The 25,552-nt window shown below is 58.6% G+C and carries 26 protein-coding genes and 1 pseudogene; 11 read left to right on the forward strand and 16 right to left on the reverse strand.

Features of this window, described 5'->3' with window-relative positions:
• Positions 1-134 precede the first annotated feature (134 nt).
• Together VEA80_RS02130 and VEA80_RS02135 are read left to right on the forward strand one after the other, a co-directional pair.
• Positions 135-1,214: a pentapeptide repeat-containing protein gene (locus VEA80_RS02130; RefSeq protein ID WP_325059037.1), complete on the forward strand. Its 1,080-nt coding sequence runs from the start codon at positions 135-137 to the stop codon at positions 1,212-1,214.
• Positions 1,215-1,366: 152 nt separating this feature from the next.
• A complete protein-coding gene (locus VEA80_RS02135; protein ID WP_325059231.1) occupies positions 1,367-2,353 on the forward strand; it encodes a glycosyltransferase in 987 nt (328 codons plus the stop codon).
• Between the two features lie 137 nt (positions 2,354-2,490).
• Here VEA80_RS02135 and VEA80_RS02140 read toward each other — a convergent pair whose 3' ends face one another.
• The 7 genes from VEA80_RS02140 to VEA80_RS02170 all read right to left on the reverse strand — a co-directional run bounded on the left by VEA80_RS02140 (position 2,491) and on the right by VEA80_RS02170 (position 9,198).
• Positions 2,491-3,897, reverse strand: coding sequence for an exonuclease domain-containing protein (locus tag VEA80_RS02140; protein WP_325059038.1), 1,407 nt, complete (start codon positions 3,895-3,897; stop codon positions 2,491-2,493).
• A complete protein-coding gene (locus tag VEA80_RS02145; RefSeq protein WP_325059039.1) occupies positions 3,894-5,069 on the reverse strand; it encodes a phospholipase D family protein in 1,176 nt (391 codons plus the stop codon). Before VEA80_RS02145 ends, VEA80_RS02140 begins: the two co-directional genes overlap by 4 nt.
• A 13-nt stretch (positions 5,070-5,082) precedes the next feature.
• Entirely contained in the window at positions 5,083-6,318 is a 1,236-nt protein-coding gene (locus tag VEA80_RS02150) for an MBL fold metallo-hydrolase (RefSeq protein WP_325059040.1), read from the reverse strand.
• Positions 6,315-7,247: a hypothetical protein gene (locus VEA80_RS02155; RefSeq protein ID WP_325059041.1), complete on the reverse strand. Its 933-nt coding sequence runs from the start codon at positions 7,245-7,247 to the stop codon at positions 6,315-6,317. Before VEA80_RS02155 ends, VEA80_RS02150 begins: the two co-directional genes overlap by 4 nt.
• Before the next feature lie 6 nt (positions 7,248-7,253).
• Positions 7,254-7,979, reverse strand: coding sequence for an endonuclease/exonuclease/phosphatase family protein (locus VEA80_RS02160; RefSeq protein ID WP_325059042.1), 726 nt, complete (start codon positions 7,977-7,979; stop codon positions 7,254-7,256).
• A 5-nt stretch (positions 7,980-7,984) separates the two neighbouring features.
• Positions 7,985-8,131 (reverse strand): hypothetical protein, encoded by a 147-nt coding sequence (locus VEA80_RS02165; protein WP_325059043.1) that lies wholly within the window; start codon positions 8,129-8,131, stop codon positions 7,985-7,987.
• Positions 8,132-8,286: 155 nt separating this feature from the next.
• Positions 8,287-9,198, reverse strand: a complete 912-nt coding sequence (locus VEA80_RS02170) for a hypothetical protein (RefSeq protein WP_325059044.1) — start codon at positions 9,196-9,198, stop codon at positions 8,287-8,289.
• 56 nt (positions 9,199-9,254) lie between these two features.
• Here VEA80_RS02170 and VEA80_RS02175 point away from each other — a divergent pair, with 56 nt between their 5' ends.
• Positions 9,255-9,914 (forward strand): hypothetical protein, encoded by a 660-nt coding sequence (locus VEA80_RS02175; protein WP_325059045.1) that lies wholly within the window; start codon positions 9,255-9,257, stop codon positions 9,912-9,914.
• A gap of 47 nt (positions 9,915-9,961) precedes the next feature.
• Here the strand turns inward: VEA80_RS02175 and VEA80_RS02180 are convergent, their stop codons facing one another.
• The 3 genes from VEA80_RS02180 to VEA80_RS02190 are packed head-to-tail and all read right to left on the reverse strand — an operon-like array spanning position 9,962 to position 11,888.
• Positions 9,962-10,840, reverse strand: a complete 879-nt coding sequence (locus VEA80_RS02180; protein WP_325059046.1) for an endonuclease/exonuclease/phosphatase family protein — start codon at positions 10,838-10,840, stop codon at positions 9,962-9,964.
• A 41-nt stretch (positions 10,841-10,881) separates the two neighbouring features.
• On the reverse strand, positions 10,882-11,553 hold the full coding sequence (locus tag VEA80_RS02185; RefSeq protein ID WP_325059047.1) for an SOS response-associated peptidase: 672 nt from the start codon (positions 11,551-11,553) through the stop codon (positions 10,882-10,884).
• Positions 11,554-11,558: 5 nt separating this feature from the next.
• Complete coding sequence (locus VEA80_RS02190; protein WP_325059048.1) at positions 11,559-11,888, reverse strand: hypothetical protein; 330 nt, start codon at positions 11,886-11,888, stop codon at positions 11,559-11,561.
• A gap of 114 nt (positions 11,889-12,002) precedes the next feature.
• Here VEA80_RS02190 and VEA80_RS02195 point away from each other — a divergent pair.
• A pseudogene (locus VEA80_RS02195) lies at positions 12,003-12,612 on the forward strand (transposase); the annotation flags it as partial.
• 570 nt (positions 12,613-13,182) lie between these two features.
• On the opposite strand, the gene VEA80_RS02200 reads toward VEA80_RS02195, so the two are convergent.
• Positions 13,183-14,709, reverse strand: a complete 1,527-nt coding sequence (locus VEA80_RS02200; RefSeq protein WP_325059049.1) for a PfkB family carbohydrate kinase — start codon at positions 14,707-14,709, stop codon at positions 13,183-13,185.
• A gap of 425 nt (positions 14,710-15,134) precedes the next feature.
• Here VEA80_RS02200 and VEA80_RS20385 point away from each other — a divergent pair, with 425 nt between their 5' ends.
• Positions 15,135-15,452, forward strand: coding sequence for a thermonuclease family protein (locus VEA80_RS20385; protein WP_349257193.1), 318 nt, complete (start codon positions 15,135-15,137; stop codon positions 15,450-15,452).
• Here VEA80_RS20385 and VEA80_RS02205 read toward each other — a convergent pair.
• A complete protein-coding gene (locus tag VEA80_RS02205) occupies positions 15,406-15,957 on the reverse strand; it encodes a GIY-YIG nuclease family protein (protein WP_325059050.1) in 552 nt (183 codons plus the stop codon). The genes VEA80_RS20385 and VEA80_RS02205 overlap by 47 nt on opposite strands.
• 556 nt (positions 15,958-16,513) lie before the next feature.
• On the opposite strand from VEA80_RS02205, the gene VEA80_RS02210 reads away from it, so the two are divergent.
• From VEA80_RS02210 to VEA80_RS02220, 3 genes are all read left to right on the forward strand, one after another.
• Positions 16,514-16,819: a DUF6804 family protein gene (locus tag VEA80_RS02210; protein ID WP_325059051.1), complete on the forward strand. Its 306-nt coding sequence runs from the start codon at positions 16,514-16,516 to the stop codon at positions 16,817-16,819.
• Positions 16,820-16,986: 167 nt separating this feature from the next.
• Positions 16,987-17,289 (forward strand): hypothetical protein, encoded by a 303-nt coding sequence (locus VEA80_RS02215; protein WP_325059052.1) that lies wholly within the window; start codon positions 16,987-16,989, stop codon positions 17,287-17,289.
• 14 nt (positions 17,290-17,303) lie between these two features.
• Positions 17,304-17,567: a hypothetical protein gene (locus tag VEA80_RS02220; protein ID WP_325059053.1), complete on the forward strand. Its 264-nt coding sequence runs from the start codon at positions 17,304-17,306 to the stop codon at positions 17,565-17,567.
• Positions 17,568-17,572: 5 nt separating this feature from the next.
• On the opposite strand, the gene VEA80_RS02225 is transcribed toward VEA80_RS02220, so the two are convergent.
• Positions 17,573-18,562 carry an RHS repeat domain-containing protein gene (locus tag VEA80_RS02225; RefSeq protein ID WP_325059054.1) on the reverse strand — a complete coding sequence of 330 codons (990 nt, stop codon included), beginning with the start codon at positions 18,560-18,562 and terminating at the stop codon, positions 17,573-17,575.
• Between the two features lie 153 nt (positions 18,563-18,715).
• Here VEA80_RS02225 and VEA80_RS02230 point away from each other — a divergent pair, with 153 nt between their 5' ends.
• The 3 genes from VEA80_RS02230 (at position 18,716) to VEA80_RS02240 (ending at position 24,001) form a co-directional block, all read left to right on the forward strand.
• Entirely contained in the window at positions 18,716-22,891 is a 4,176-nt protein-coding gene (locus VEA80_RS02230; RefSeq protein WP_325059055.1) for an RHS repeat-associated core domain-containing protein, read from the forward strand.
• Between the two features lie 5 nt (positions 22,892-22,896).
• Positions 22,897-23,301, forward strand: coding sequence for a hypothetical protein (locus VEA80_RS02235; protein WP_325059056.1), 405 nt, complete (start codon positions 22,897-22,899; stop codon positions 23,299-23,301).
• Positions 23,302-23,431: 130 nt separating this feature from the next.
• The gene (locus VEA80_RS02240; RefSeq protein ID WP_325059057.1) at positions 23,432-24,001 is read left to right on the forward strand and encodes a recombinase family protein; all 570 of its coding nucleotides are present in this window, start codon (positions 23,432-23,434) and stop codon (positions 23,999-24,001) included.
• 54 nt (positions 24,002-24,055) lie between these two features.
• Here VEA80_RS02240 and VEA80_RS02245 read toward each other — a convergent pair whose 3' ends face one another.
• The 3 genes from VEA80_RS02245 to VEA80_RS02255 are packed head-to-tail and all read right to left on the reverse strand — an operon-like array spanning position 24,056 to position 25,470.
• Complete coding sequence (locus tag VEA80_RS02245; RefSeq protein WP_325059058.1) at positions 24,056-24,265, reverse strand: KTSC domain-containing protein; 210 nt, start codon at positions 24,263-24,265, stop codon at positions 24,056-24,058.
• Between the two features lie 3 nt (positions 24,266-24,268).
• Positions 24,269-24,628, reverse strand: a complete 360-nt coding sequence (locus VEA80_RS02250) for a hypothetical protein (RefSeq protein ID WP_325059059.1) — start codon at positions 24,626-24,628, stop codon at positions 24,269-24,271.
• Positions 24,629-24,660: 32 nt separating this feature from the next.
• The gene (locus VEA80_RS02255; protein ID WP_414731489.1) at positions 24,661-25,470 is read right to left on the reverse strand and encodes a helicase HerA domain-containing protein; all 810 of its coding nucleotides are present in this window, start codon (positions 25,468-25,470) and stop codon (positions 24,661-24,663) included.
• Positions 25,471-25,552 lie beyond the last annotated feature (82 nt).

Consider the following 25,552-nt stretch of genomic DNA (forward strand, 5'->3'; position numbering starts at 1 on the left):
AGCGTCGCGATCCGGTTAGTGCACGACACCGGCACCCTCATGATTTTTCGACTTGCCCCCGCCACCTCGTCGCATCTTATGATACGACTTGGCCGATGCCCAGAATTTGGCGTTTCGGCCTAGGTTAGATTGCCATGAGTGAAAAGCCTGCGGAATCTGCAAGGCCCGTTGGGGCGAAGACAACCGAATACTCGGAATACGTCACGGGGGATCAGCCCTTGAAGTATCGACGGAAGCGCGGTGGCGGGCGCTATCCGAGTTGGCGGCAGGTTGAGCGTTGGCGCCAACGTTGGACACCGGACACCGTTCGCGCCGTCCTTGGACTGCTCGCTGAAGGAGCGAGCGCAGAGCACATCGCCGCCGCAGCAGGCACAGCTTCACTCGAAGTGCGAGACGTGCACGGTCAAGAAATATTGGTGCCCGATCTCCGAGGTTTCGATGTCACGATCATTCCCTTGGCTGAACGCCAACAGTGGAGGAGTGTCCCTTCCGATCGTAGACGGCTCGACATTTCCTATTGGCGTTTCGAGGGAAGCAGGCTGACCGATCTCAATCTATCGGACACCCAGGCAGTCCGCGCGCAGTTTCAAAAGGCCACCTTGCGGCGCGTGGACTTCTCTTCAGCCAATCTCAACAAGGCGCATTTGGAGGATGCGGACTTGCGAGAAAGCCGGCTCAACGGTGCATCGTTGGGATTCGTGAGATACACCGAGGATCGCTTTCTCTCTCGTGGCACAGTCGTGATGGAGACGCACCTCGACAGAGCGTCTTACGTCGACCCCGTCTTCTACAGATACGCGCGGGATCAATACTACCTATATGCACTTCGGTATACCAATCGCGGCAACTTGGCGTTTCGCGTCTTTTTCTTTCTTTGGTGGCTTACGTCGGACTACGGCAGAAACCTATTCCTTTGGGTCTGCTGGTGCCTACTCGTCATTGCGTGTTTTTCTGTGGCTCTCGGTGCTGCCTACTTTGCGCCGCCGCTCCCGTTCTCGCTGGGGGAGGGGGCGCAATTCAGTGTCGGTGGCGTTCCTCCAGGGAAGTTGTCAACGGTGCTCTATGTCAGCGCGATGACCTTCATTGGAAACTCCGTGGCCGATCCATTGAACCAGCAGGCAGAGATGATGTTGTTGAGCGAGTCACTTCTAGGGTTCGTAATGTTCGGTCTGTTGTTGGCGATCCTCGCGGAAAAAGTGGCGAGGCGGGCGTGATGCACTAGAGCCTGTCCGTGAAGCTGGTCGTCGCCGCCGGGCTATCGCAGTCCGAAATTGGTGGGCCGGCCACGTTCTGCGCTCACCTCTGCGAGTTGCTTCCGCAATGGGGTATCCAAGTTGACGTCCAACATTTTAGCGCCGTGCGTAGTATGCCGCGTGGCTCACGTCACATCGCATTTTCAAAGCGAATTGCTGGAGCGCTTTCGTCTGCCGACGCGGTGCTCGCGCTGGACACTGTAAGCGTAGGCGTACCGACGCTGCTTGCATGCTTGGCGACAGGAAAACCATACTACTTGAGAGTGCCTGGAGACTATGCGTGGGAGCAGGGTCGGCTACGATTCGCATACACTGTTTCGCTGGATGATCACATCGCGGGCGCACGAGGTCGAGCGCCATGGCAGGTGCGTGTGTTGGGTGGTCTCCAGCGACAAGTGTCGCGATCTGCTCGTGCGGTGATCGTTCCGAGCGAATATCTGCGTCGAGTTGTACACGCTTGGGATGTTCCTGCTGCTCGCGTCGTCCTGATCGATGGAGGGACATCGTTCCGCGCTGGTTCGGAGAGAGATAGTGCGCGGATAAAAATCGGGCTCCGGCCTACTGATCGCGTAATCCTCGTTGCAGGAAGATTTGTGCCGCACAAACGGCTTGTTGAGGCGTGTCGCGTATTCGTCCACGTGTGCAGACGTGTCAACGCGTGCAAATTCCTGGCGATCGGCGAAGGGCCGTGCCTATCGCAAATGCAGAACGTGCTACGAGAAGCGGGTGTGGACGAACACAGTCTCTTCATCGGTCCAATGCCGCGCGATAGTTACCTCGCGTTGCTCTCGGCATCCGATGTGTTCTTATCTTTGTCTGAGTATGAGGGACGCAGTCATCAGATCATGGAGGCGATGATGGCCGGCGTGCCTGTGGTTGCAAGCGATATTCCTGGGAACCGAGAATTGATCGAAAGCGGTGTGAGCGGATTGCTCGTAGACGGCGCGACCGTAGAAGGTGTTGCTCGAAGTGTTACGCGCGTCCTGGAGACAACCTCACTCGCTCGGCGCATTTCCGAAGCCTCGCGTCGTCGCAGTGCGGATTTTCAGGTAGACAGAAGCATCCAGTCACTCGCGGAGCTTTTGAAGGGTTCGGCATAAGTGAGGGTCGCATGCGGCACACCGGAGATGCGTAAGCCGATCTTCGACGCCCGTCTGTTGCATATTCGATCCGCAAAGGGGCAGGACCGCGTCCTATACTTGGGTAAGTCGGGATGTTGCGCCTTTCTGGTACCCGATCAGGAGCCTAGCATGGATTTTGCCCACTTCTTCCGGTTTTGCAGATAAGCTCGCAGCGGCTTCAATAAAGCGCGCTGCGCCTCGTCAGCTTCTCTCCACCGCTCCCGCAATTCCTTCGTAGCGGTCGGAATGCACGTCCAATCGCCGTCCTTCTCATGGCCCAGCATTCGAGCAGCCATCTTGCGGACCACCTGGGCTTGCTGTGATGGGGGAAGGGCGTCGGGCTGTTCGAAGTAGATCAGCCGACGGGCAAGCGACTTGAGCCTTTTGTCTTCGAACTGTTTGGAGATGCCCCAGCGTTCTGACCACGGCGCCGCGTGAAATTGGTCGAGCAGACGCTTGTCCGTGTTTGAATAAAAGCCGTCATAGATTTGCTCTTCGACTGTGGTCCCGGCTTCGTACTCCCGCTCATCATCTTCCAGCACCTTGGCTATCCGCCGTTGCAGCTTGCTGTTGTCCATATAGCGATGAGCACGAAGCCGAGCCTTGCGAGCGGTCATCTCTCCAAAGAGATGTTCCGGCACTTCGTCGAGATGCAGCAGATGCGGTGCCGCGTTCGTCCGGAAACGCCGAACCGGGCGTGGGCTCTTACGAAGCCACTTGCCCAGCTCGTTGGCATCCATCGCTTCGATCTCAGCTAGATCAACGTTGAGATTGAGGCAGATGACTTGACGATCTTTATGTTTCGGTCTGCCGATCGGGACGGAAAAGTAGCCCGCACCGTCGTTGCGAACGGTATCAATCAGGTAGAAACACTCGTTCTCGTCGATAAAGCTCTCGACACCTGTCCGATTGCAGAACGTCAGCGAACGGCGCCACACATCTGGTGCACGTTCTTTCAGTAGCCGAGCGAGATGAATTGTTGCGAGCACATCTCCGAGCGCGTCATGGGCATCGTGGTCTGGAAAACCGTTCAGCGGGGCGACGCGATCAAGCTTGAACGAGACCTTGCCTTCATCGTTGGTGGGCATCCTGAAAGTGCCGGGCGACAGGCAGTTTGCGGCGCGCATGAGCGGCAGCACATCCTGGCGGGCGTTGCCGTCAGTGTTAGTCAGATAGATCGGCTTCAGGTTCTGATAGAATGCCTGCCGAAGTAGTGGCTCATCGAAGCGCACAGAGTTGTAGCCGATGAATGTTGCCGGCGACCATTCGGTGAGCTTGGCGTGACATTGGCAGATGAAGTCGTGGTGGCTCGGTAGGGTGGGGTCTAGCAGCCGATCCAGAGAGACGCCCGTAAGCAGGATAGCCCCGGCAGTGGGAATGACGTGCGGCAGGAGACGGCATCGTAGCTCGAAACGTTCGATCTCGTTCAAGTCATCGTCGGTACAGATCGCAGCAAATTGGAGAATCTGATCGTAGTGCCTCGATGTGCCGGTGGTCTCGGTATCGTAGAAGACGAAAGTCAACGACTTGCGGCCTGCTTGGAAAAGAACAGTCGGCTTAGCAGCGCGTCTAGCTGACCGAGATCGGGTAACCCAAGCTCATTGGCAACGTCGCGTGCAGCAATACAGAACACCTCATACCGCTCCGGCGTAACACTTTTCCGACCAGTACTCTTCGGAAGTTTGGGGCGAACGCTGCGTAGCCCATCATTGCTGTTTGCATTTAGCACCGCGAAACGGCGCGGATTTACCGCGTGTAGCATCTCTGTGAGCCAGTTCGGACCAACACCAGGGACTGCGTTCGCCTCCAGTGCACGGTAAGCGTCTGACGGCGACAGAGAAGCTGCATTTAGTGCAGCTTGAACCAGCTTGCGAAAGGCCTGGGGTCTCCGTGAAATCGACGGAGCATAAAACATTGGAATGCGTGAGTGAAAGCATGAGGAAAGAGATGCCATGCGCTTGTAGAGGGCAGAGGGCGATGAGGGCTGGGAGGCAATCAATCTCATTGCGCGGCGCGCATCTCTAGCAGAGCGTGCCCGCCACTTGGCTTGAGCAGCGTAACCGAGGTTCGAAGAGTCCGCTCGAAAAAGAACAAGCTCTTTTGCCAAATCATTTTGAGTTTGCTCTGCGGTCAGTTCCTCAATGATCGCTGATTGTCGATCTCGTGCTCGGCGCGCGATGGCGTGCTTTTTCCGATATTGGGCTAGGTCTGCCTTCTTGAAGGGAGTCGCTTTCAACGCTTCGAGGGTTGATGTCAGCAGGGGAGAAATGTCCTGCTCCTTGCACGGGAGGAGCACCGAGCACTCGTAGTTGTCGCCCAAGCCACCGGCGGTCAGATTCGCGGAACCCACGAGAGCGCTGCGACGCTTCGCGGCGGTTTCAAATTGGTAGACTTTGGGGTGGAAAGTACACGAGCCGCCGTTGTCAATGCAGTAAAGAGTGAGATTGAACTTATTAGTCCAATCAAGCAACTGCTGGAGCGCATCGGGATCGGTTAGGGCAAAATCCAACCCAACAACAAATCTCGCTACGCCGCCTCTCTTCAAGAAAGCAAGAAGCGGTGTCCTAAGGCGATTGAGGCCGGACGATTTCAGGAAAGCCACGGCACATTCTAGGCGGACAGCCTGCCGGAAGAGCTTTCGAAGGATTTTCTCATGTTCCTCGTCATCCGTATTCCAAATAAGTTGCGCCTCCATGGTGCCTACTCCCCTAAAGTGCCAGCGGCTCCCCGTCCTTCAACCGCGTGATCGGCGGAAAGCCTTCCTGATTTTCATCCCACTTCACGCCGTGGATCGGCACCAGAGTCTTCGGATTAATTGCATTGGCGAACTCGCGAAGATCAGAAGTCGAGGCGTGACCGCTAGTGTGGATGTGGTCGGCCCGGCTGCCAGCCGCGTCGAACCATTGCTTCACAGCCGCTCCATCAGGCGCATTCAGATATCCTCTCCATTGCGACCAGCACCACGCGTCATCGCTCGTGGGCACGACGCCTTTTCGAACGAAGTCTCTGATCAAGGATGGGCGGGTCATCACCACAAATGGCTCGTCGGGCTGCTCCAGCGCCGCCGCCGACATGCCAAGCTTCGCCATTCGCTCCGCGAAAACGTCGCCATCTACGCCGCCGTAACGCCGCCTGAGGCCAGCCGTCATGACGACCTTCACTTGTCGCCATCCTGGCGCCGGCAGCCGGCCAAACTCGGCCAGCATCTCCATCACCTCGGCGGTGTACAGATCGATGACGAGCGTCCGTCCCGTCTTCAGGCATGCCCGATAGAGCGTCACTGTGCGATCAACGTTCTGAGCCGACCAAGCCACGAACACGCGACCTGACGTCTTGCGGAAAAGCTCGACGAAACGGCCCTCCAGGTCGGACTCAGTCACGCACGGCTTATCCGAACCGAGGTTCGTTCCCTCCATCAGAAGAACATCGAGGTCTTCGGGCGGTGCACGCATCAGGCATTCGACCAACGTCGATTTGCGTCCGTGACGGCGAAAGTCGCCAGAGTAAAGAACGCGCCGGCCCTGGGCTTCGATCAGAAGCATGTGGGCGTCGAAAGCGGAATGATCCGTCAACATCGGCGTGACCTGGAACGGTCCGATGTTGAAGGCGACGCCCGTGCTCCAGGGTTCGATCGCCTGGGGGATCGTGCGCCCGGTGACGTTAGCCGTAATGACCATGAGCCGCCGCGTGGGCTCGCCACATCGCACCGACCAGTGCGCCGGGGCTTCTTCAAGCAGCCCATAGTGATCCTGATGCGGATGAGAGATCAGGATCGTGGCAGGACGCGTGACGTCGAGCGTTGAAGGAATAAGCCCCGTCGCATCCTTCGGTGCGTCAAGCGGACGACCGACATCAAGGATCAGTCGTTCGTCACCGCTTCGAAGTTCGATGCAGTTGCCGCCGATCTGATCTGTGGCGCGATGGACTGTGAGCGTGAGCGTCACGTCGATGCTCGTGAAATCTGTTCGCCAATGGTCTTGGCAGCCTTAGCCGCAAAAATCCGAGAAGCGCCAATGTTTCGCTCAAGTTTCTCCCGGTGTGGCTTCCAGGCCTTGCCGTGTTTCTGATCGTTGTCGAAGTTGCCGATGATCAGTCGCGCTTTTGGCGAAACGCTGAAGCTCTGTTCGTTCTCAACGATTCGCCGTGCCCAAAGTTTTCGGGGCACAGGAAGGCCGTCGATTGCTAATACGATGCGAGCCGTATTCAGATATGAGCGCCTAACGTCATCATGGTGCTCCCGAAGTACCGCCTCGTACTGAGCGATTTGTCCCAACACGGGAACCTGCTCACTTCCGGACCGGAGTTCTTGATTCTGAAATAGCTTGGCCTCGTACATCACAAGCTGTACGCCGTCAGATGTTCGTTCGAGCGCAGCAAGATCGATACGTGGCGTGGTGGCGTCGTCAGTGTCACCCGTGGAGGGCACGCTGAAGGCAATCTCAACGTCGATGACGTTTCCGAGGTCCTTGATAACCTTTGACGTGATCACGTTTGAAACGAATTCGCGCTCGGTGCCTCGGCTGTAAACCTCAGCAGCCGCTTTCAGCGTATCCCTTTCATGCAGGCCCTGTGCAAACACGCTGCCGGGGTCTTTCCAGGCGTCAGGGTATTGAAATTTTCCGGCCTTCGCCTTGATGTACGGCGAGCGGATGGATCGCAGCAGGTACTTGTAGTGCGTGGATGTACACACTTCGCCCTGTTCGAACGTAATCTTGGCTAGGCTGCACCCCTGGAAGTACGCGTTCAGATAGTTGCCGCGTACGGCGATGAAGACGTCTTCATCTTCAAGCAGGTCTTTCCACCAGGACCCATCGACGTAAAGTCTGTTGAGAGCCTTGATGAAATCCCCGTCCAATGCTCGTTCGAAAATCATGATGCCTCATGCCGAAATGGCGACGACCAACCCGCTGTGATCGCTCAAGCGCATCCCACGTTGTATGCCCTCCCAAGCTGACGCAACCTCGGTCTTCGTGGCGTAGTTGTCGGAGAGAAGAATGTGATCGATGGGCGGATACCGAAGTGCGCCGGGCGGCAGCCGATCCGTTGACGTCACGCATGTCAGACGGTTGGCGTCCATGGCCTCGGCCAGCAGCGATCTCCCAAGCTTCGTGCCGTAGTAATGCGGTCCGCCGATGGTCATGTTCAAATCGCCGGCCACGCACATCAGCGCGTCCTTGTGACGATCCCGCAGTTCGGACCATTCCGTCGCCTGACGCCGGATTTCTCGGTGATGCTCTGACCAATACGGCACCTCGACAGCTTCGTCGTGCTTGCCGCGATCGGAATGCCAAGGAAGTACGGTGCCGTAGACGACCATCGGGCCGAGCGGCGTGTGCAACATCGCGGCGACGGTCCGCTCCGGATCGACGACATCGATGCGATACAGGACCTCGAAGCTTGTCCAGATCGAAACCCATCGTGCGCCAGGACGCCCGGTGGGCCGCTGATGGCTATGCACCGCGATGTGGGTGGGAGAGAGGTCGAGATCGTCGTGTGTCTCGGTCAGCACCCAGATGTCAGCGGGATTTGCGCGGATGATCTCCATCCGCTTCGCGTTCTTATCGGCGCCGGCGGCGTACTCGACGTTCCAGGTGCCGATCCGCATGCTGTTCAGGAGAGTCCCCAGCCCTGAAGTACGGCGTTCCACATCGACGTGGCAGCCCACAGCAGCCACAGCACCAGCAACGAGCCGAAGACGATGATCCGCAGACCCCAATCGAGCCAATCGATCGGCTCGTCCACCGGATGTACGGGCATCGGCTCCGGGCGTCGTGGGCCAGCGTCAAAGGGCATCCGCCGAGACTAGCACTTAGCTCCGGACCGTCCAGATTGTCCGCTTGGGCTTTCGGATCGTCCCGACTCTGCTGCTGGCCCGGAGCAGACATCATGAACGTGGGAGCAATCGCGGGCCATCAAGCGCACGGACGACCGATGAGCAGATAGAGCATGATGCCAACAAACAGCCACGCGAGCGCTGCGGGCAGATAGTGCGAAAGGCCCTTCCGCACCGGGACGAACTCGGAGGCTTTCGGTGACGACCATCGAAGCCTCGCGCGGTTCAACATATCCGCCAGCTTGTCAGAGGCCATCGGCCAAGTTGGCCGCAGCATGATGCGCGCTGGACCCGATGCATACCGATCAGAAGAAAATCGGTTGAAGACAATGCCAGAGGTCCAACTCAGGCCGAACGCTCGCCCCTTAATCAAAGTCAAGTCGCGGATTTCGTCCCAAGACCACAACCGTGATCGCCAAAAGGTGGAGTGCTTCAGACCCTCCGGCGTGATTTCTAGACGCTCAAGCACCACCAGACCGATGACGGCCATGGCCAATGTGAACACAATGAACGGTGCTGTGGTGGCGATTCCGACCACGCCGCAGACACCGGGCTGCGTCCACAGCATCAGCGCGACAACTGAAAACGCGAGCACCGAAAAGAGAAGCAATCCCAGGATTTTGAGGCGGGATGCGACAAACACGAGTGGCGTTCGGTCTAGCTGACTGTCGGGTGGTGCAGTGGGCTCTGGGTCACGCACCGCCTCGTAGATCGGTTCGCGTTGGAGGCGATGATAGCGAAACCAGAAGAAGGGCACGGAGATCAGCACCACGATGCCAATGACGCCGAGCGACACGGTTGGATCGCGCTGCATTCCTTCAATGCCACCGAGGCTCTGATAAAGAGACCACACGATAACGGCTGCGGCGAGCGCGATAATAAGGAAGGGCCGGTTCTTCATTGCGAAGTTGATTACCTTCTCGCGACCCGCATTCAAAGGGTCCGCTTCCTGCGAAAGGCAGACTCTTTCGCCATTGGCCGAGGCGGACACTGCTCGATTGCAGGCGATAGCTTCTCAGTGCAGGTTTGAACGTGCAGCTATGGGGAATGGCGAAGATGTTCGATGTCGAAGACCGCTCATGGATCGCCAAGTCCGTGGTGACGCCGAATGCCGACGCGGAAATTACCTTTTCCCTGCCGCCCACTTACCATCCGGACCCGAACTCCCTGGATGAGGCAGGTGCGATTGCTCTTCCCGCACCCGCCACGACGAGCGCTGAACGCTACGACCTCGCGTCCAAGGATGTTCTTCCGAACGAGCAAGGGCTCGTGGACCACTACAAGGCCGTGTTGCAACTGGCCCGCCAATACGGCCACTCGTACAATGAGTTCAGCCATCACATGTGGCTACGGCTGCATTTTTCATGGGACGGCGGAGCAATCGGCTTCGCTTGGTATGACACGCTGGACTCAATGGAGCTTGTGTTCGATTGGCTACGAGATGCCGCTGACGGAGAGATGTGGTCAGACGTCGAGCAAGGCTGGGAGATGATCGCTGTCCGCGTCGGGGAGCGCTTTCACTTTAGACAAGGCGGCTTCGACCAAGGCGGCGAATACGCCAACGTAGCGCTTCCCAGAGAGGAACTTCTCGCTTCTATTTCGACTCTGCGTGAACGCATGGGCCGCATCATCGCGAAACTAGCAGCCGACTTGGGTGAGGATTACTGGAACCGTCACCGTTACGATCTCAGAACCGACCTAACTTGATCGCGTGACGGCGAGAAGCAGACACCTTCCACCCGACGCCAGCGGGATCAAGATGGAGCAATCTCCACCGACACCAAGCAGTGGTCGGACAACATCGGTCCTACGTGGGTCCATTCGTGGAAACCGCTGATCGCCGGCGCCGTCAGCCGATCGACGACAACGTTGTCTATGAAGTGCGGATAGCGTCGATCACACGTGGCGCCCTCGTCGCCGGACACCAGGGTCAAGTCCGCGTTGGGAGGATCAGCATCGTCCCACTCGGCCCAGACGGGGTCGCCGCTAACGCCGAGCCATCTGTTGAAGTCGCCCATGACCGCGAAGCGTTCTTCAGCACGAGCACGCGCATCGATCCATCGTTCTAGAATCGGGATTTGTCGGAAGAGCCGAGGGCAGTCGCCACGGCTCGTGCCTTCGAAGCACCCCGACTTCAGATGGATAGAAAGTAGACGGATCGGTTCGCCTCCGGGCGGCTGAAGAGTTATGTCCACCGCCGAGCGTAGATCGGGACCTCCGGCTTGAAGGTCGGTGAAGTCTGCGTGCCTCTGGAACGTGATGCCGCGACGAACCGCAAAACCCGTGGCTTGGCGGTTCATGAACTGGCCAGGCATTCCACGGCATTCGGTGCGTCGCCCTGATCCTACCCGTCGTTCAATCACGATCTCGTACTTGGCCGGATCGAACACGCGTTCAGCAGCGGCTTCATTCTCGACCTCTTGGAAGGCGATGATGTCCGCATCTACGAGGTCTACATACGCCCGCATGGCGGCGTAATCTGCGTCTGTTCGAGGTCGGCATCCGCTTCCGTTGTACTCAGCGAGGTGTTCCAGATTCCATGTGGCTAAACGAAGTGGCGCGGACGTTGGTTGGCCCAAGACCGGTTGGGCACACGCAGCGATCGCAAATACAGATAGAAGAAGTAGACGCATGAAATTTCTCGATCACGACCTAGACCATCGACCGTACTGGCTCACTTGATGTAACCGCCGACGTACGCCGCCGCTTCTTCGTCGGGAAGTACTTCAAGAGCGTCCGTCGGAAGAACGCGAGCCTGAAGCTCTTCGATGTTCTCGGAGGGCGTAGTCAACCATTCCTGGAATTCGGCTTCCGTTTGAAGGATTACTGGCATCGCTTTGGCGTGCACAGGTCGCACGAGATCGTTGGCGTCAGTGGTCAGGAAGCCGAAGAGCTTGTGCATTCCAACGTTCGGCTCTTTCTTCGAGCCGTAGTCGCCGGTCCAATTTCGCCAAATGCCGGCGAAGGCGAGCATGGTCCGATCGGGCGGCGCGAACCACCGTATTACCTTTGCGCCTTTGGGCGAACTGTCCTCGTACTCGGAAAACGCTGTGAACGGCACGAGACATCGATGTGCCGGACCCATGAGTGACCGCCAGTGCGGGCTCCTAGTGTTGCGGATGTTAGTCACTGGGGCGCCGCCGGTGCTCGATGGACCGGGAAGTCCCCAGCGCATTCGAGACCACATTCTGCGGCCATCCTCGCCAACCGTGATGATTGGTCCGATGCTCTTCGGGAAGACTTCCAGGATCGAGTTTTTTATCCGCGTCTCGCTCCATTCCTCAAAACCATAGAGTTCGCGCTCTAGGTCCGCCTTCCGAATGTCTGATGCATAGCGGTTGCACATGGCGACTACTCGATCGTCTTGTTCGGCTTCAGTTGCCCGATGTCATACACCAGCGCGTCCACCATCGTCATCGCCGTACGCGCTTCCTCGGCCTTACTGCGAAGTAGCTTAGAGACCTCGACGAAGATCGGCGGCGGACGCTTTCGCTTCGCCTTGCAGTTCGAACAGACGAGGCGCTTCACAAGGTCCGCGACACGACCTTCCGTGCCCCACAGCCGCACGAGTTCTGTCTGCTCGAACATCTTGCCGCGTGAACATCCACGACAGCCGAAGTAGAGGCCACGGAGGCGGCTTAGCTGACCGAACTTTTCTGGGACCTTCTCGACGTATCCCACTGTGTCGGCTCCCGCCGACCCAACCTCATGCCTCCGGCATTTAGGAACGCTTGACGTGACCCCCGCAAACTCCTCCATCTGACGCTAGAGTCCGGCCCAGCTAGGGAGCCGGAGATGAAACGGAAGCGGTTCAGCGAAGAGCAGATCATTGCGGTCCTGCGCGAGCACGAGGCGGGCGTGGCGACGGCCGACCTCTGCCGCAAACACGGCATGTCGAGCGCGAGCTTTTACGCGTGGAAGGCCAAGTATGGCGGCATGGACGTGGCCGACGCGCAGAAGCTGAAGGGCCTGGAGGCGGAAAACGCCAAGCTCAAACGGCTGTTGGCGGACGCGATGCTCGACAACGCGGCGCTGAAAGACCTGCTTGGAAAAAATGGTGACGCCCGCACATCGGCGAGAAGCCGTCGCTCATCTCGAAACGACGCACGGGATGAGCGAGCGGCGGGCGTGCCGGATTATCGGCGTCGATCGGACCAGCGTGCGTTACCAGCGCACGACGCCCGATGACGCTGACCTGCGCGCCCGCATCAGGGCGCTGGCGCACGAGCGCCGGCGTTTCGGCTATCGCCGCCTTTACGTCTTGCTGCGCCGGGAGGGTCGGCTCGTGAACAGGAAGCGCGTGCAGCGTATCTACCAGGAAGAACGGCTGGGGGTGCGTCGCAGAGGCGGACGCAAACGCGCCTTGGGCCTGCGGGTGCCGATGGTGGCGCCGGATCGGCCGAACGCCTGCCGACTACGCCGCGCGATGGGCAGGAAATGAAGAGCTTGAACGACGCCCATCGGGGGCGTTTGATGACGACCGGACTCCAGTGGCGGCTGGATGAAAAACGGGGGTCACGTCACGCTGTATGAGCGTGCTAGGTCTATCCACACCGAATACACTTCGGGCTGACCCAGAGCAGATGCGGGCTGATCGGAAATGGTGTTTGAACCCTGGAACCCCCGGGTGATCCCCGCTTCAAGAGCATCCGTCTTCTGATCGTGGGCGAGTCCCATTACGACCAAGACGATCTGCCGCCGCCTGAACTGGTCTCGTCATTCACCAGCGAAATCGTCACTCGATGGGGGGCGAATGCTGAGGGCTACAAGCGCTTCTTCGGCAACATCTACGCGACCTTCAATGAAGACGGCGCCCATTGGTCGTCCGACGAGTTCAAGAACTTCTGGAACTCGATTTGTTTCTACAACTACGTGCAATCGTTTGTGCGCGGTGGCGCAGGAGAGCGACCGACCGCTCAACAGTTTTCTGAATCCACTGACGCCTTCCACGCTGTCAGACCTCGCCCTAGAGTCGTCAGATTATCTTCGCCGATCGCAATCCTGCTTCCAGATTGGCAAGCGTTCCGCGAATATTTTGTCTGTCGATCTCCACCATCTGCCAGCCCTCCAGGTTAGTCGGCATTTCCAGGCCAACATCTCGAAGAACGATGACGTTCTTGAAACCTAGTCGCCCCTGAAACAGGCCCATCTCGTGAAGCACGTTCTGCCGCGCTCTTACCGAGCCAATGTCAGTGGCGTCCTCGGCAGTCATAAGGAGAATCGCGAACCGGGTCTTGTCGAGCAGCGCCGATAACACCTCGATTGGAAACTGATTGAGCCGGGTGTCCGACTCCCAAGCTTCCACGTTCACCTTCAGGTCTTGCCGAAGGAAGCTCTCGACTTCCCGCCAGATGGGGTCGCGTCCATGTCCTATAAAGATCGCCTTTTCTTGATGCTTATAAGCAATCTCATCGGCCACTTGACCAATAACGCCGCCAAAAATATCGAGCGTCTTAGCTCCAGTGACTGTTAGCTTCTTGCTGACCATCTTCAGTGCGAGGTTGATGGAGTCTTCGAGCTGAAAGCCAGGAGTCAGCCGACCGGCAATGATACCCGCCGCAAATACGTCCCCTGCGCCGGTGGCATCCTCGATATCAGGTTCAGCAATCGTAGAAACAGGGAAGTCTCGCCTGAGAACACCGCGACTTGCGATGTGGAAGAATACACTGATTGTAGCGTAGTTCTTCTGAAAGATGATCATTGTCCGATCATGACATTTTCCGATCAATCGGGCGGCGGCGGCGTTGTCCGCATCCCCAGGTGCATGACCTGCCAAAAGCTGGAATTCGACGGAGTTTACGAACAGCACATCAGTTAGTCGCAGCAACCCAATAATGGATGGGTTGAGGCTGTGCTCAGCGCACCACTGGTGCCCAGGATCAAAACTGACGATCAGATTGGGATTCTGGGCCTTCGCCTCGCGCAAGATTTCAAGGAGGACTACCGGTGTGTCCTTGTCGAAAAATGACGTTAGGTGAATGCAGCGGCATCTTCCCAAGCTCCCGATGATTGCGCTCTTGTGCCGACGCATGAAGCGCGCTGCGCCGTCGTTGGCCCCGCGTGATGTGGCGAGCGAGCGCTCGCCTCCTGCCATCAGAGAGATGCAATTCCCAGAGGGTTTGCTCGTAGAGAAATCTATGAATCGCTGTTCGACGTCGTTCTGGCGAAACCACTCTCGGAAGGACGGCAGGCTTGGCTGGTCCTGGCCAGCGGCGCCGATATATCCCAGTCGGAGTGTGGGAGCAGCGCTTCGAAGCGCTTGAATCGTGTTGAACGCGGAGCCGCCTAACCGAATCTCGAAAGCGGCGTCACCTAGATGAGCGCGGAGTGAAGCGGCTTCTTGTTCTGATACAATCCGCTCGCGTCCAGATTCAAAGCTCCGGGAAAATTCCGAAACTGTCTTTGAATCGCGACTGCTGAGTCGCGATCGGGTGGCCACGAAATCAACGTTCAAGGCCCCGATGCCCACCACATCGGGATCGGTTCGGTCGTGCGCCGCCATCACTCAATCTCCGTTCTCGCGGTTTCTAGGCGACAGACGCGGAGATATGTCAAACGCGAGCTTCCCGAAGTGCAGAGGCTAGCTTCTCCCACTGAGTCCCCATCCCTGAACGACCGCGTTCCAAATCGACGTGCCGGCCCACGTCAGCCACAGCAACATGAGTGTGCCCAACACGATGATCCTAAGGCCCCAGTCGAGCCAGTCGATAGGCAGGTCTAACGGCTCGGACGGGAGCGGTTCTTGACGGGTTGGGTCAGCATCGAAGGGCATTGCTCCAGGGTAACAAGGCCTTTTGTCTCTCGACAACGAATATCAAGATGCACTGTCTTGATTCTGAGGCTGCGAGGGGAGACCGGTGATGCATGCTCGATGGCTCTTGGCTGCGGCCTGTTCGGCGCTCCTCCTGGTTGGTAGTTGTCGCCTCGATGGCGCCGAAGCGAAGGGCGCTCTCAGACACGATCGGGAGCCAAACGGTCCGGTGCTCTATCGGTGAACAGGACCGATACGGGCGGCGCGTGGCTCAGTGCAGCGTCGGCGGCACCGACTTGGGTGAGCGGATGGTCGAGGTGGGCTGGGCGCGCGATTGGAGGCGGTACAGCGGCGGTCGGTATGCTGACGAGGAAGCACGGGCTCGATCGGGGGCAGGGGGCTCTGGGGATTGGAATGCCCGTGGCTTTGGGGCGATCGGAATTATGATTAGCCCGGGACGGCGGCTTCGTCGGCTTCAGAGGCGGCGGAGATGATTGCATCGATGCATTCGGCGGCAGTCTCCGGTGTCACCGAAAACCACTCACGCCGAGTCTGATGCTGTTTCAACGCGGCATGCGCTGTCCGTTCGACAAGTTGAGCAGCCCTGGCGCTGGGTAGCGTCCAAGTCCGATATAGCGCGAGTTCTTCGTTGCCGACCCCTGTTTGCAGATCGCTCACTCTTCGCGCTGTGTCATTGCTAATGCCAATCTTGACGGCGTCCTTGGCCACGATGACGTAGACATCGCATGTCGTGAGGAGTTTGGAATTGGTCAGCGTTTTGCCTGACACAGATTCAAGTAGTGCGAGGAAACGCTGGGCAGAGCCAATGTTTCGACCGGTCATATCGGTTCGATAAACGCAGCAAGCAAGGAACGTATCAACCCGCCCCGGGGTGACCTTGATCCAGGTCTCGCTCCCCTCCCGCCGGATCATGTTTCGGAGGTCAACGCCCGCCATTTCATCCTCTATCGGCACGAATTTGAGCGAGTACAAGCTCATCGACGCAAGGCTTTGCGCGTTTCAAGCGACTCGCCCCATTCTTTCAGGCTGATGAGCGATCACGCATCTCGCAGGAGCGCACTAACGTCAATGGCGCGTGCTCTTCAGCGACTACGTCGCGACATGATGAACCGATACTTCGATGACGGCTGGTCCGTCGGCGCGGTGAGCAAGCAGTTTGGAAGGTCGCCAGCGTTGGTGATGAAGTACATCAAGTCCGAGAAGGATCGGGGCCGACGCCGCACGATGAAGACAAGGTCCAAGGACCCGAGGTGTCGCGAGAATCGGCGCCCTGTATCTTCCGTTCATTGTCGCATCGGCGTTCTGGTGGCTATGCATCGTTCGCGCCGGAATCTGTCAGTCACAGAGTTCGGACTGAAAGCGGGCTTTCGCGTATTCGCGTGGCTGAACTTGAGGCAGGCTCTTACGATCTGAGCTTGGCCGAGCTTCAGGCGGTTGCGGACGAACTCGGCTCGAGCGTAGGGGAGATCATTCGCTCGGGACCGATCGAACGCAGAGGCACGCGACCGTCTCTGTCGAGATAGACGGGGATTGTATGGCGGCTCTTTGGTTCGTTCCGGCAGCTATGCTGATCGCAGCGCTGTTACAGCTTCCGTACGGATACTACACGCTCCTTCGGTTGGTAGTCTGCATCACTGCGGCGATCGTCGCTTACCAATCGTGGCCAAAGCATGCCGTGTGGTCGGTGTTGTTCGGAGTCGTGGCGCTGCTCTTCAACCCTTTCATCATCGTTGCGCTGGATCGCGAGACCTGGGCGCCGATCGATGTCGGCGTCGCGGTTTTGTACGGCGTCCACTGGTGGTTGGTGGGCCGTCGGCTCCAGCAAGTGGACGGAGCGTAGAAGGTGCCATCTCCCACTTTCGAGCCCTGGAAACCCGCCGGGCGATCCGCGCTTCATGGGGCTTCGCCTGCTCGTTGGCGAGTCTCACTAAGAGCATTGGTATCGATGTGGCGGAAACAAATCGCGTCATATCCAGGTCGGCTCGGTGCTTGGCTTCGTCTCGTCTATTGGGTCTGGTCACCACCGCAATGAACCTGACTGCGCTTATCTATGCGTATGGATTCTTCGGTTCGGATCACGAAACCTGGGTACGTGCGATCGGCGCGGCGCTTCAATGCATCGGCGTGATGTTTGTAATGCAAGGCGTGTTGATGACGCGAGCACAATTCGGGTTGCCGTCTCTGCACGGCGCGGTGTTGAACTGGTTTCGAAGCTTTCCCGCTGTCTTTCCCAAGACGCGATACGCTTCGATGGACGCCGCGCTCAGCCCGGCGACGGCGTTTGGGATGGGGACGGTGCGGCAGGGTTGAAACCAGATGCAACGATGGACGAGAAAATCGCGTATTTGTTGCAGGAGGTCGAACGACAGCATGCCGACATCAGCAGCTTCAAGAAGGAGACGCGCCGACAACACGAGAGCTTAAGGGGCTTGATAGAGGCCGAGGAAGCGAAACGAACATCTGAAATCCGCGATGTACGCAAGCTGCTGACGGCGCACGCTACCGGCGGGCTCGATCTCTCATTCTGCGGTGCAGTTTTTCTACTTGTCGGCGTCATGCTTGGCACATTGCCTTACGCATGGTTCTGACTGAGTTAGCCCACCGTACCCGAGATCGTGCCGTTGTTCGTCACGCTCACGGCGTGGCCGTTCTTGCGGATGGCGTAGCCGGGGCCGCCGCCTGGGCTTGCTGCGAACTTCACCGCCGTTGCGTCCTCCGTCCCGCTGGCTCCGACTCCGCTCGAACCAGTTGCCGCTGCACCGGCGCCTGCGCCGCCCGCGCCCGTCGTGCGGCCTATGCCAGCGTTGCCGCCAGCACCCCCCGCACCGCCGCCGGAGGTCGTGCCATTGCTTCCAGGCTGACCACGGGAAAAACCGTGCTCTCCGTATTCACCGCCGGGGCCTCCAGGACCGTTTGGAAAGCCACCGCCGCCACCGCCGCCTGTGTATACGAACCAGGTTGGGACGCCTTCGTAATTCTGCTCTCGGTGCCATGCGCCGCCGCCGCCGCCACCGCCGCCGCCTGCTCTGATCTGCCCGCCGGAGTTCACGGTGATGGAGATATTGTGCTGACATCTCACGGCGTCGCCGCCCACACCGCCTTGCAAAGCGCCGCTCGTCCCCGCTCCAGCGGCGCCCGCACCGCCGCCACCGTACACTTTGCCGCTGACTTGCAACGCGAGTGAGATCGTCTTGTCCGTCGGCCAGACGCCTGTATCGATGCCGGGACCGCCACCCGGCGCCCCCATGATCGTTACGGCTGAACCGACTTGAAATGTGATCGTCGCGTCGGTGACGCCACAATAACCGGACGCGTCAGCGAGAGTACGAAGGTTCACGGGTCCGGTGCCGGCCACCTGAATAGTCGCGACAAACGTGCTGCCGTCCGTCCGGCATGTGCGTGAGCGATTTCCCGCCGCGTCATAATCGTAGACGACAATCGTTCCACCGGAATAAGTGACCCGAACCAAGCGACCTAACGCATCATAAAGATAAGTTGCGGTTTCGGCGGATGCCGGCATTAGCGACGCGACAAGCGTCGCAGTGCCTGCATGGGCGAGAAGTGCGCGCCGAGAGATGCCCATGTCGCGTCTCCGTGCATTCGATTACGTGCTGCTGACCTCCGTCAGCATTATCCGCCACCGAAGTTGAACAAACGAGCGCCGCTCGCCTTTTGGTTGACTCCATCGTGAAGCGCGAATTACCACTTCTGTCAAGACGAAGGCGGGAGACGCACGATGCTGCGGGACGCTCATTGGTTTGCTCGGCGCGGTGGTCGCGGCGCTGTCTTCTCCATTTTCTCACGCGCGCCTCGAACCGTCTTGCTGCTGCTCGGTTTCTGGGGCCTCGCAGCTACCGCTGCTCTTGCGCAATCTGTTCCCCCACCGCTCACGCAATATTCGCTCGATGAAAACGGCGTCGACGTTATCAACGGCTCGATTCACATCCAGTCGCCAGCCATAAGCGTCGGCCAGGGAGGGTTGGGCGGTCTCAGCTATCAAAGAATTTACGACTCCAGCGTCCAAGGCTGGCGCGATAATGTCACCGGTTCGATCAACAGCGATGGATCAGATTACATCGTTACACTGATGGGAGCGTCCGAGACGTTCACGTTATCGGGCAGCGTCTTCACGTCGAACGAAGGGCGAGGCGGAACCCTAAGTTTTGATTCTGTCGCCAACACGTACGAGTACAGAACGGCGAGCGGCGCGACCGCCATCTACGACAAGAACCTCGCCGGCGAGCAGCCGGTTGAAGCTAACGAAGGCCGGGTCACATCGCTGACGCTGCCTTCGGGCGAAGCATGGGTGTTCACCTACACCACGCTCTCGACCACGGGATTCCTGGCGCACCGTCTTCAGTCGGTGACGAACAATCTCGGCTACCAACTGAGCTTCGAATACGCCTCGAACAGCGCAGACGCGTCCGGAATTCGGCTCGTCGAGGTCACTGCGATCAACAACGCTGTGGACTACTGCGACCCGACTGCCAACGGCTGCACCGGGTTTGCCCAGACGTGGCCTAGCCTCACCTTCGCTGAGAGCGGTTCGACGCAGACGGTCACGGACACGCTTGGCCGCGAGACAGAGTACACGTTGACATCGAACCGCATCACAGCGGTGCGCTGGCCGTCCAGCGGCTCGAACAATGTCACGATTAGCTACAACGCTACGACCGGCCTCGTCAGCACGGTCACGACCATCGCCGGCACTTGGCAGTACACCTACACGACGAACGGATCAAACCGCCGAGCGATCGCACGGAGCCCTGTCGATTACGACATCATCTACGATTCCGACCTCACCACCAACCGCGTCACCAGTTCGACCAACGGCGTCTTCAGCGTCACCAATTATCAGTACGATTCTCAGTCACGGCTGTCACGGGTTACCCAACCGCAGGGAAATTATACCGAATACACATACGACAGTCGAGGGAACGTCACGCAGACTACGATGGTCGCCAAGTCGGGCTCAGGTCTGTCGAACATCGTCACATCCGCGAGCTACGCTTCGACGTGCTCGAACCAAGTAACTTGTAACCTGCCTCTTTCGACAACAGACGAGCGCGGCAACACCACCGACTACACCTATGACTCTACGCACGGCGGTCTGCTGACCGTTACGCTTCCTGATCCGGACGGCACCGGGCCGCAAGTGCGTCCCCAGACCCGCTACAGCTACACATCGCTGTATGCGTACTACAAGGACAGCAGCGGCTCGATCGTGCAGGCGCCATCGGCGGTCTTTCGACTGACTGGCACGTCGGCGTGCGCCACGCTGTCATCGTGCAGTGCGGCGCCAAATCGATCCGACGAAACCATCAGCACAATCGATTATGGTTCAACTGGGGTCGCCAACAATCGCCAGCCTGTGTCTTCATCGGCGGGCGCCGGGGACGGTTCGCTGACGGCGACGACGGCGTTCACCTATGACGCAGTAGGCAATTTGCTGACGATAGATGGGCCGCTCGTCGGCTCTGACGACACGACGCGTCTGCGCTATGACGCCGGCCGTCAGCGCGTCGGCGTCATTGGCCCAGACCCGGATGGCGTAGGAACACTGAAGCACCGTGCGTTGCGGTACACCTATAATAGCTACGGCCTTCCGAGCGTAGTGGAGCGCGGAACGGTCGATTCTCAATCCGATCCTGACTGGGCCAATTTCTCCAGCTTGGAGCAACTGAACGTCGGCTATGATTCCGGCGGCCGGCGGGTTCAGGATCGCTTCATCGCCAGCAGCACGACGCACGCCGTCACTCAGTACGCCTATGATGGCGACAATCGCTTGCAGTGCGTAGCAGTGCGGATGAATGCCGCCGCGTTCGGTGCGCTGCCGCCGTCGGCGTGCACCCTGGGGACTGAAGGCTCGCACGGGCCGGACCGCATCACGCGTTACGGCTATGACGGCGCCGATCGTCTCGTTCAGGTCACGAGCGCCTATGGCACGAACATGCAGCAAAATGCGGCGACGCAGACCTGGACCCCCAACAACATGATGGCGACGTTGCTAGACGCCAACGGCAATCTCACCACGTACGAATATGACGGCTTCGACCGCTTACGGAAAATTCGCTTCCCGAACGCCAGCGGCGCCGGGTCGAGCGCGACGGATTATGAGCAGTACACCTACGACGCCGCCTCGAACGTCACGCAAGATCGCCGCCGCGATGGTGCCACGGTCAGCTTCGCCTACGATAACCTGAACCGCGCCACGACGATGACGCCTTCGAGTGGGGCCGTTGTTTCGTACGCCTACGATAACTTCAATCGCCAGACGCAAGTCGCGTTCACCGGGCACACACTCACCTTTGCCTTCGATCAACTCAGCCGCAATACCAGCGCTACCGGACCCCTTGGGACCGTCGCCTACCAGTACGATCTCGCCGGGCGGCGCACCCGCATTACATGGCCGGACAGCTTCTACGCCCAGTACGACTACGACCTCACCGGCGCCGTGATGGCGATCCGTGAGAACGGCGCTACCTCCGGCCCAGGCGTTCTGGCGAACTACGCCTATGACAATCGGGGGCGGCGTACGACGATCACGCGCGGCAACGGCGTGACGACGAGTTACAGCTATGACAGCGCCTCTAGACTGTCGTCTCTGGCCCAGGACCTCTCTTCGTCAACCTACGACCAGACTCTGAGTTTCAGCTACAACCCAGCCAGCCAAGCTCTCTCACGGACGGGCACGAACAGCGCCTATGATTGGCCCCAACCGGCGCTTGGGTATGACAACTACACGCGAAACGGTCTGAACCAGTACTCAGCGGTTGATGCGACGAGCTTCACCTATGATGGTCGCGGCAATCTCACATCAGACGGGACGACCACGTACAGCTACGATGTTTACAACCGGCTCACGGGCGCCGGTTCTGCGACGCTAACCTACGATCCGGCGAGCAGGCTCTATCAGACGAGCGCTTCGGGAACGACGACGAGCTTCCTCTATGATGGGCTCGACCTGATTGCCGAGTACAATGGCTCCACCTTGTTGAAGCGCTACGTGCATGGACCTTCATTTGACGAACCTCTGGTCTGGTACGAAGGCAGCGGCACAACGGACAGACGCTGGCTAGTACAGGATCAACTCGGCTCTGTGATCGCTGTGACGAACGGCTCGGGCGCGGCGACTAACATCAACTCGTACGACGAATATGGGCGTCCGGCTGCAACGAATGTCGGGCGTTTTCAGTACACGGGCCAGACGTGGCTCTCGGAAGCGTCGCTCTATCATTATAAGTCGCGTGCGTACTCACCAGTGCTTGGCCGCTTCATGCAGACTGATCCAATTCTCTGGGCGGGGGGTATGAACTTGTACTCGTATGTTGATGCCGACCCAATCAATTTCGTTGATCCGTTAGGGCTGACTTGTTGGTGGATATTCCACACTCGACAACCGGATGGGAATCCCCCTCCGTGGATTCAGCAATCAGAGAACTGCGTGGACGTGGCCGGAAATCTTGCAAGCATCTATCCGTCTCGATCGTTGCCTCGGACTGGTGATGCGGGCGGCGGTGGCGGCACAACTGGTGACCCGTCGCCGGAAGAGGAGCGACGTCAATGCTTGCGGACTATCGATCGGGCCGCGGAGCAAATCTTCGAAGCTCGACAAACGCAAGTGCTGTCTCTCGCGACTGCTGCCTCGGGAGCAGTGGTTTCAGCGGTCTCGGCTCCGACCGGGTTGGGGCCTCTTGTAGGTTTGGGCATGGCGACCACTGGAATCTTGAGCTATGGGGTCGGTGAAGTCGCCATTGAAGGCGGAATGGATACTCTCTGGCTTCATGGTTTGGGAGAGTATGGAGAAGAACTCCAGGATCGAGCTACGCGCTCGATGCTCGGCGGTCCGAATGACTACGTACCCCCATCCGAACTCTTCGGGAGCAGTGTGTGCCTACCGAACGTTGGATAGCGCCCATGAGATATGTGCAACTTATTATGACGACCGTGTTGCTGATCTGCGGCATGCTCTTCGTTTTCTCGGCGATAGGTCCAGGCGGAGAGGCGCGACGCGGATCAGATGCGATAGAAATGATAGCGATTATAGCTGTGCTGCTCCTATTTGGCGCTGGAGAGTACAGGCTGTATCTCCGAGCGAAGTCCGATTTGATCGAAGCAAACCGGCTGTTGCATTATCTTGCTTTAGTGGCTGCGCTCCCAGCGATTGTACTGACGACTCTGCTGATCGTATGGATGCTGCATCTAAAGTTTGGTATTTGGTGGGACTGGGCTCCGACCATCCTATTGGTGGCGTTCGGTTTGGTATGGGTTGCAATTTTCCTGCGCTACATCCTTCTGAGAAGGGTACGCCGGAACAAGTGACCGAAATTGCCTCGTACGAGCGAGGTCTAGAGAGAAGCTTTATATATAAAGCATTGTCGTACCACATGGGTTGGTGTATAGTTCTGAGACACCCGGTCTCGTCGCACCTTTGAACCATGTGCGAATCTTGATGAAGTCTTCGATCGGCGCCTGCGTGGCGTACGCCAGGACCTCGACCCTTGAACAGCGGGCTGGTCTCGAAGCCCAGATCGCACAACTCCAAGCCGCTGGCGCCACCAAGGTTTTCTTTGAGCACGTGTCGAGCGTCAGCACAGTACGCCCCAAGCTCGCTGAAGCCCTGGCCTACGTTCGTGAGCGTGACACCTTCATTGTCACCGCTGCCGACCGGCTGGCGCGGAACACGATCGACCTACTGAACATCGTCGATGATCTGACGAAGCGTGGCGTCACCGTCCGTATCCTCAGCATGGACCTCGACACATCAACTCCCACGGGCCGTCTTCTGTTGTCTCTCGTCGCCAGCATTTCAGAGGCCGAGCGAGCGTGGATGCTGGAGCGTCAGCGGCACGGTATCGCCAAGGCGAAGTCGGAGGGTCGGTATAAGGGACGTGCGGCTACGGCGCAGGCGAAGGCGAAGGCGAAGGACGTTCGTGCGCTAAAGGCATCCGGTGTGGGTGTTGCTGACATCGTTCGGCAGACGGGCATCAGCCGAGCGAGCGTTTATCGCATCCTCGCGTGATGCAAGGCATTCGGGGCCCAACCTCAAACTACTCACCGACAAGGGCTTGGTTTCCTACGCTCGGCTTTCGGCGTATCGGCCCTTAATGTTGTGGTTGAAATAGCTGCCGACGGACGTCGCGTTGATTAGTTGTTCGTACTCGACGGGTGGTACATTGAAGTAGTGGTACAAACCTCCGTTCTTGAACAACACTTCAAGCGTTTCGGCTCCCTGGTCGTATCCAATTTCCGCAATGTTGCTTGATGACACGGGCAATCGCTCCATGGCCTAGTCCTTCTTGATGTGGGGATTTTGGGCCCGCCAAGCGGCGACGATTGTCGTGTAGTCCTCCGCCTCGCGTTTTTTGCCCCACGCGGCGACGACTGATGGGTCACCACTATCCCGGCGATGTCCTACTGGTGGCAAACCCAGTCGGCAGCGAATGGGCAATGGCGCCGCTTCTCCAGTTATGATCGCTTCCCCCGTTCGGAGGATGGACAGCGCTTCAGTGACGGCACTCAGATTGTCGGGGAGTGTCGCTTGTACTTTCGCGCGGTCCGCCCCGTTTGAGAGCCGAAGGGCGATGAACGTCCCACATTGCGATAGAATGGTATCGTCGATTTCCGAAGGTCGCTGGCTGACGATCATCGCGCCGATCCCAAATTTGCGTCCTTCTTTCGCTATCCGATGAACGACGTCTCTGGCGGGGTTGACTCTTTACCAAGATACCGGTGAGCCTCTTCCATAACGACAAGCTGCGGTCGTTGGCGTCCGCCGGCGGGAAGGTAGCGGCCCCAGAACAGTGCATCGTAGATGATCGTCAGAATTGCGCCGAGCATTTGGACTAAGACATCGCTGGGCACGCCCGAGAGGTCGAGAATCGTGATCGGCTTGTCGTGACCAAGCCACGCGTTCAGGAGATCGTCTAAGTCTGACTTGCAATGGCCGGCCAAGTCAGGCGCCCAATCGCCCGGTGAAAGCAGGAAGGCAAAACGCTTGTCGAGTAGGCGAGAGCGCATGTGTTCGAGATGCCGCCGAATGCTCAGGACTCCGACTGAGTTCACGAACGGCGGCGAACCGCCTGCACCGGGCGGTTCATACTGTGGAGCGATCAGCTTCTCGGCGTCACCGGGTTGCGATATGGCAGCCGTTTGTCGGTCCTTCTCTTTCCAGGTCTTTATCTCTGGATCGAGAAGGTCGAGCCATAACTGTTTGAGGCTATACGGCACTGGCGTGTCGATGGTGAGCGAATCTAAATCCACTCCAGGAATCAGCTTCTCCTTCGCGCGGCGCATTTTCGCGTCGAAAATCCGATCAATGACTCCCGTCAGTGCTCGATCGTCTAGGCGTCCCATCAGGAACGGTATCAAGTCAGTTGGCGGAAGAGCCCAAAACGGAACCTGCAACGCCTGTTGCCCACTGGCAGGGTTCACCCTGAACACGGTGGCACTTTCCGACAACGCTGCGGCGTACTCACCGTGAATGTCCAACAATAGAACGCGGGCGTTCGGATACGCCCCTGCGCGATGATCGTTCGCAAGTCCGCCATGAGGCGATCAGGATTGTGGACGG

The organism is Vitreimonas sp. (assembly GCF_035627415.1).
Lineage (GTDB): Bacteria > Pseudomonadota > Alphaproteobacteria > Caulobacterales > Aquidulcibacteraceae > Vitreimonas.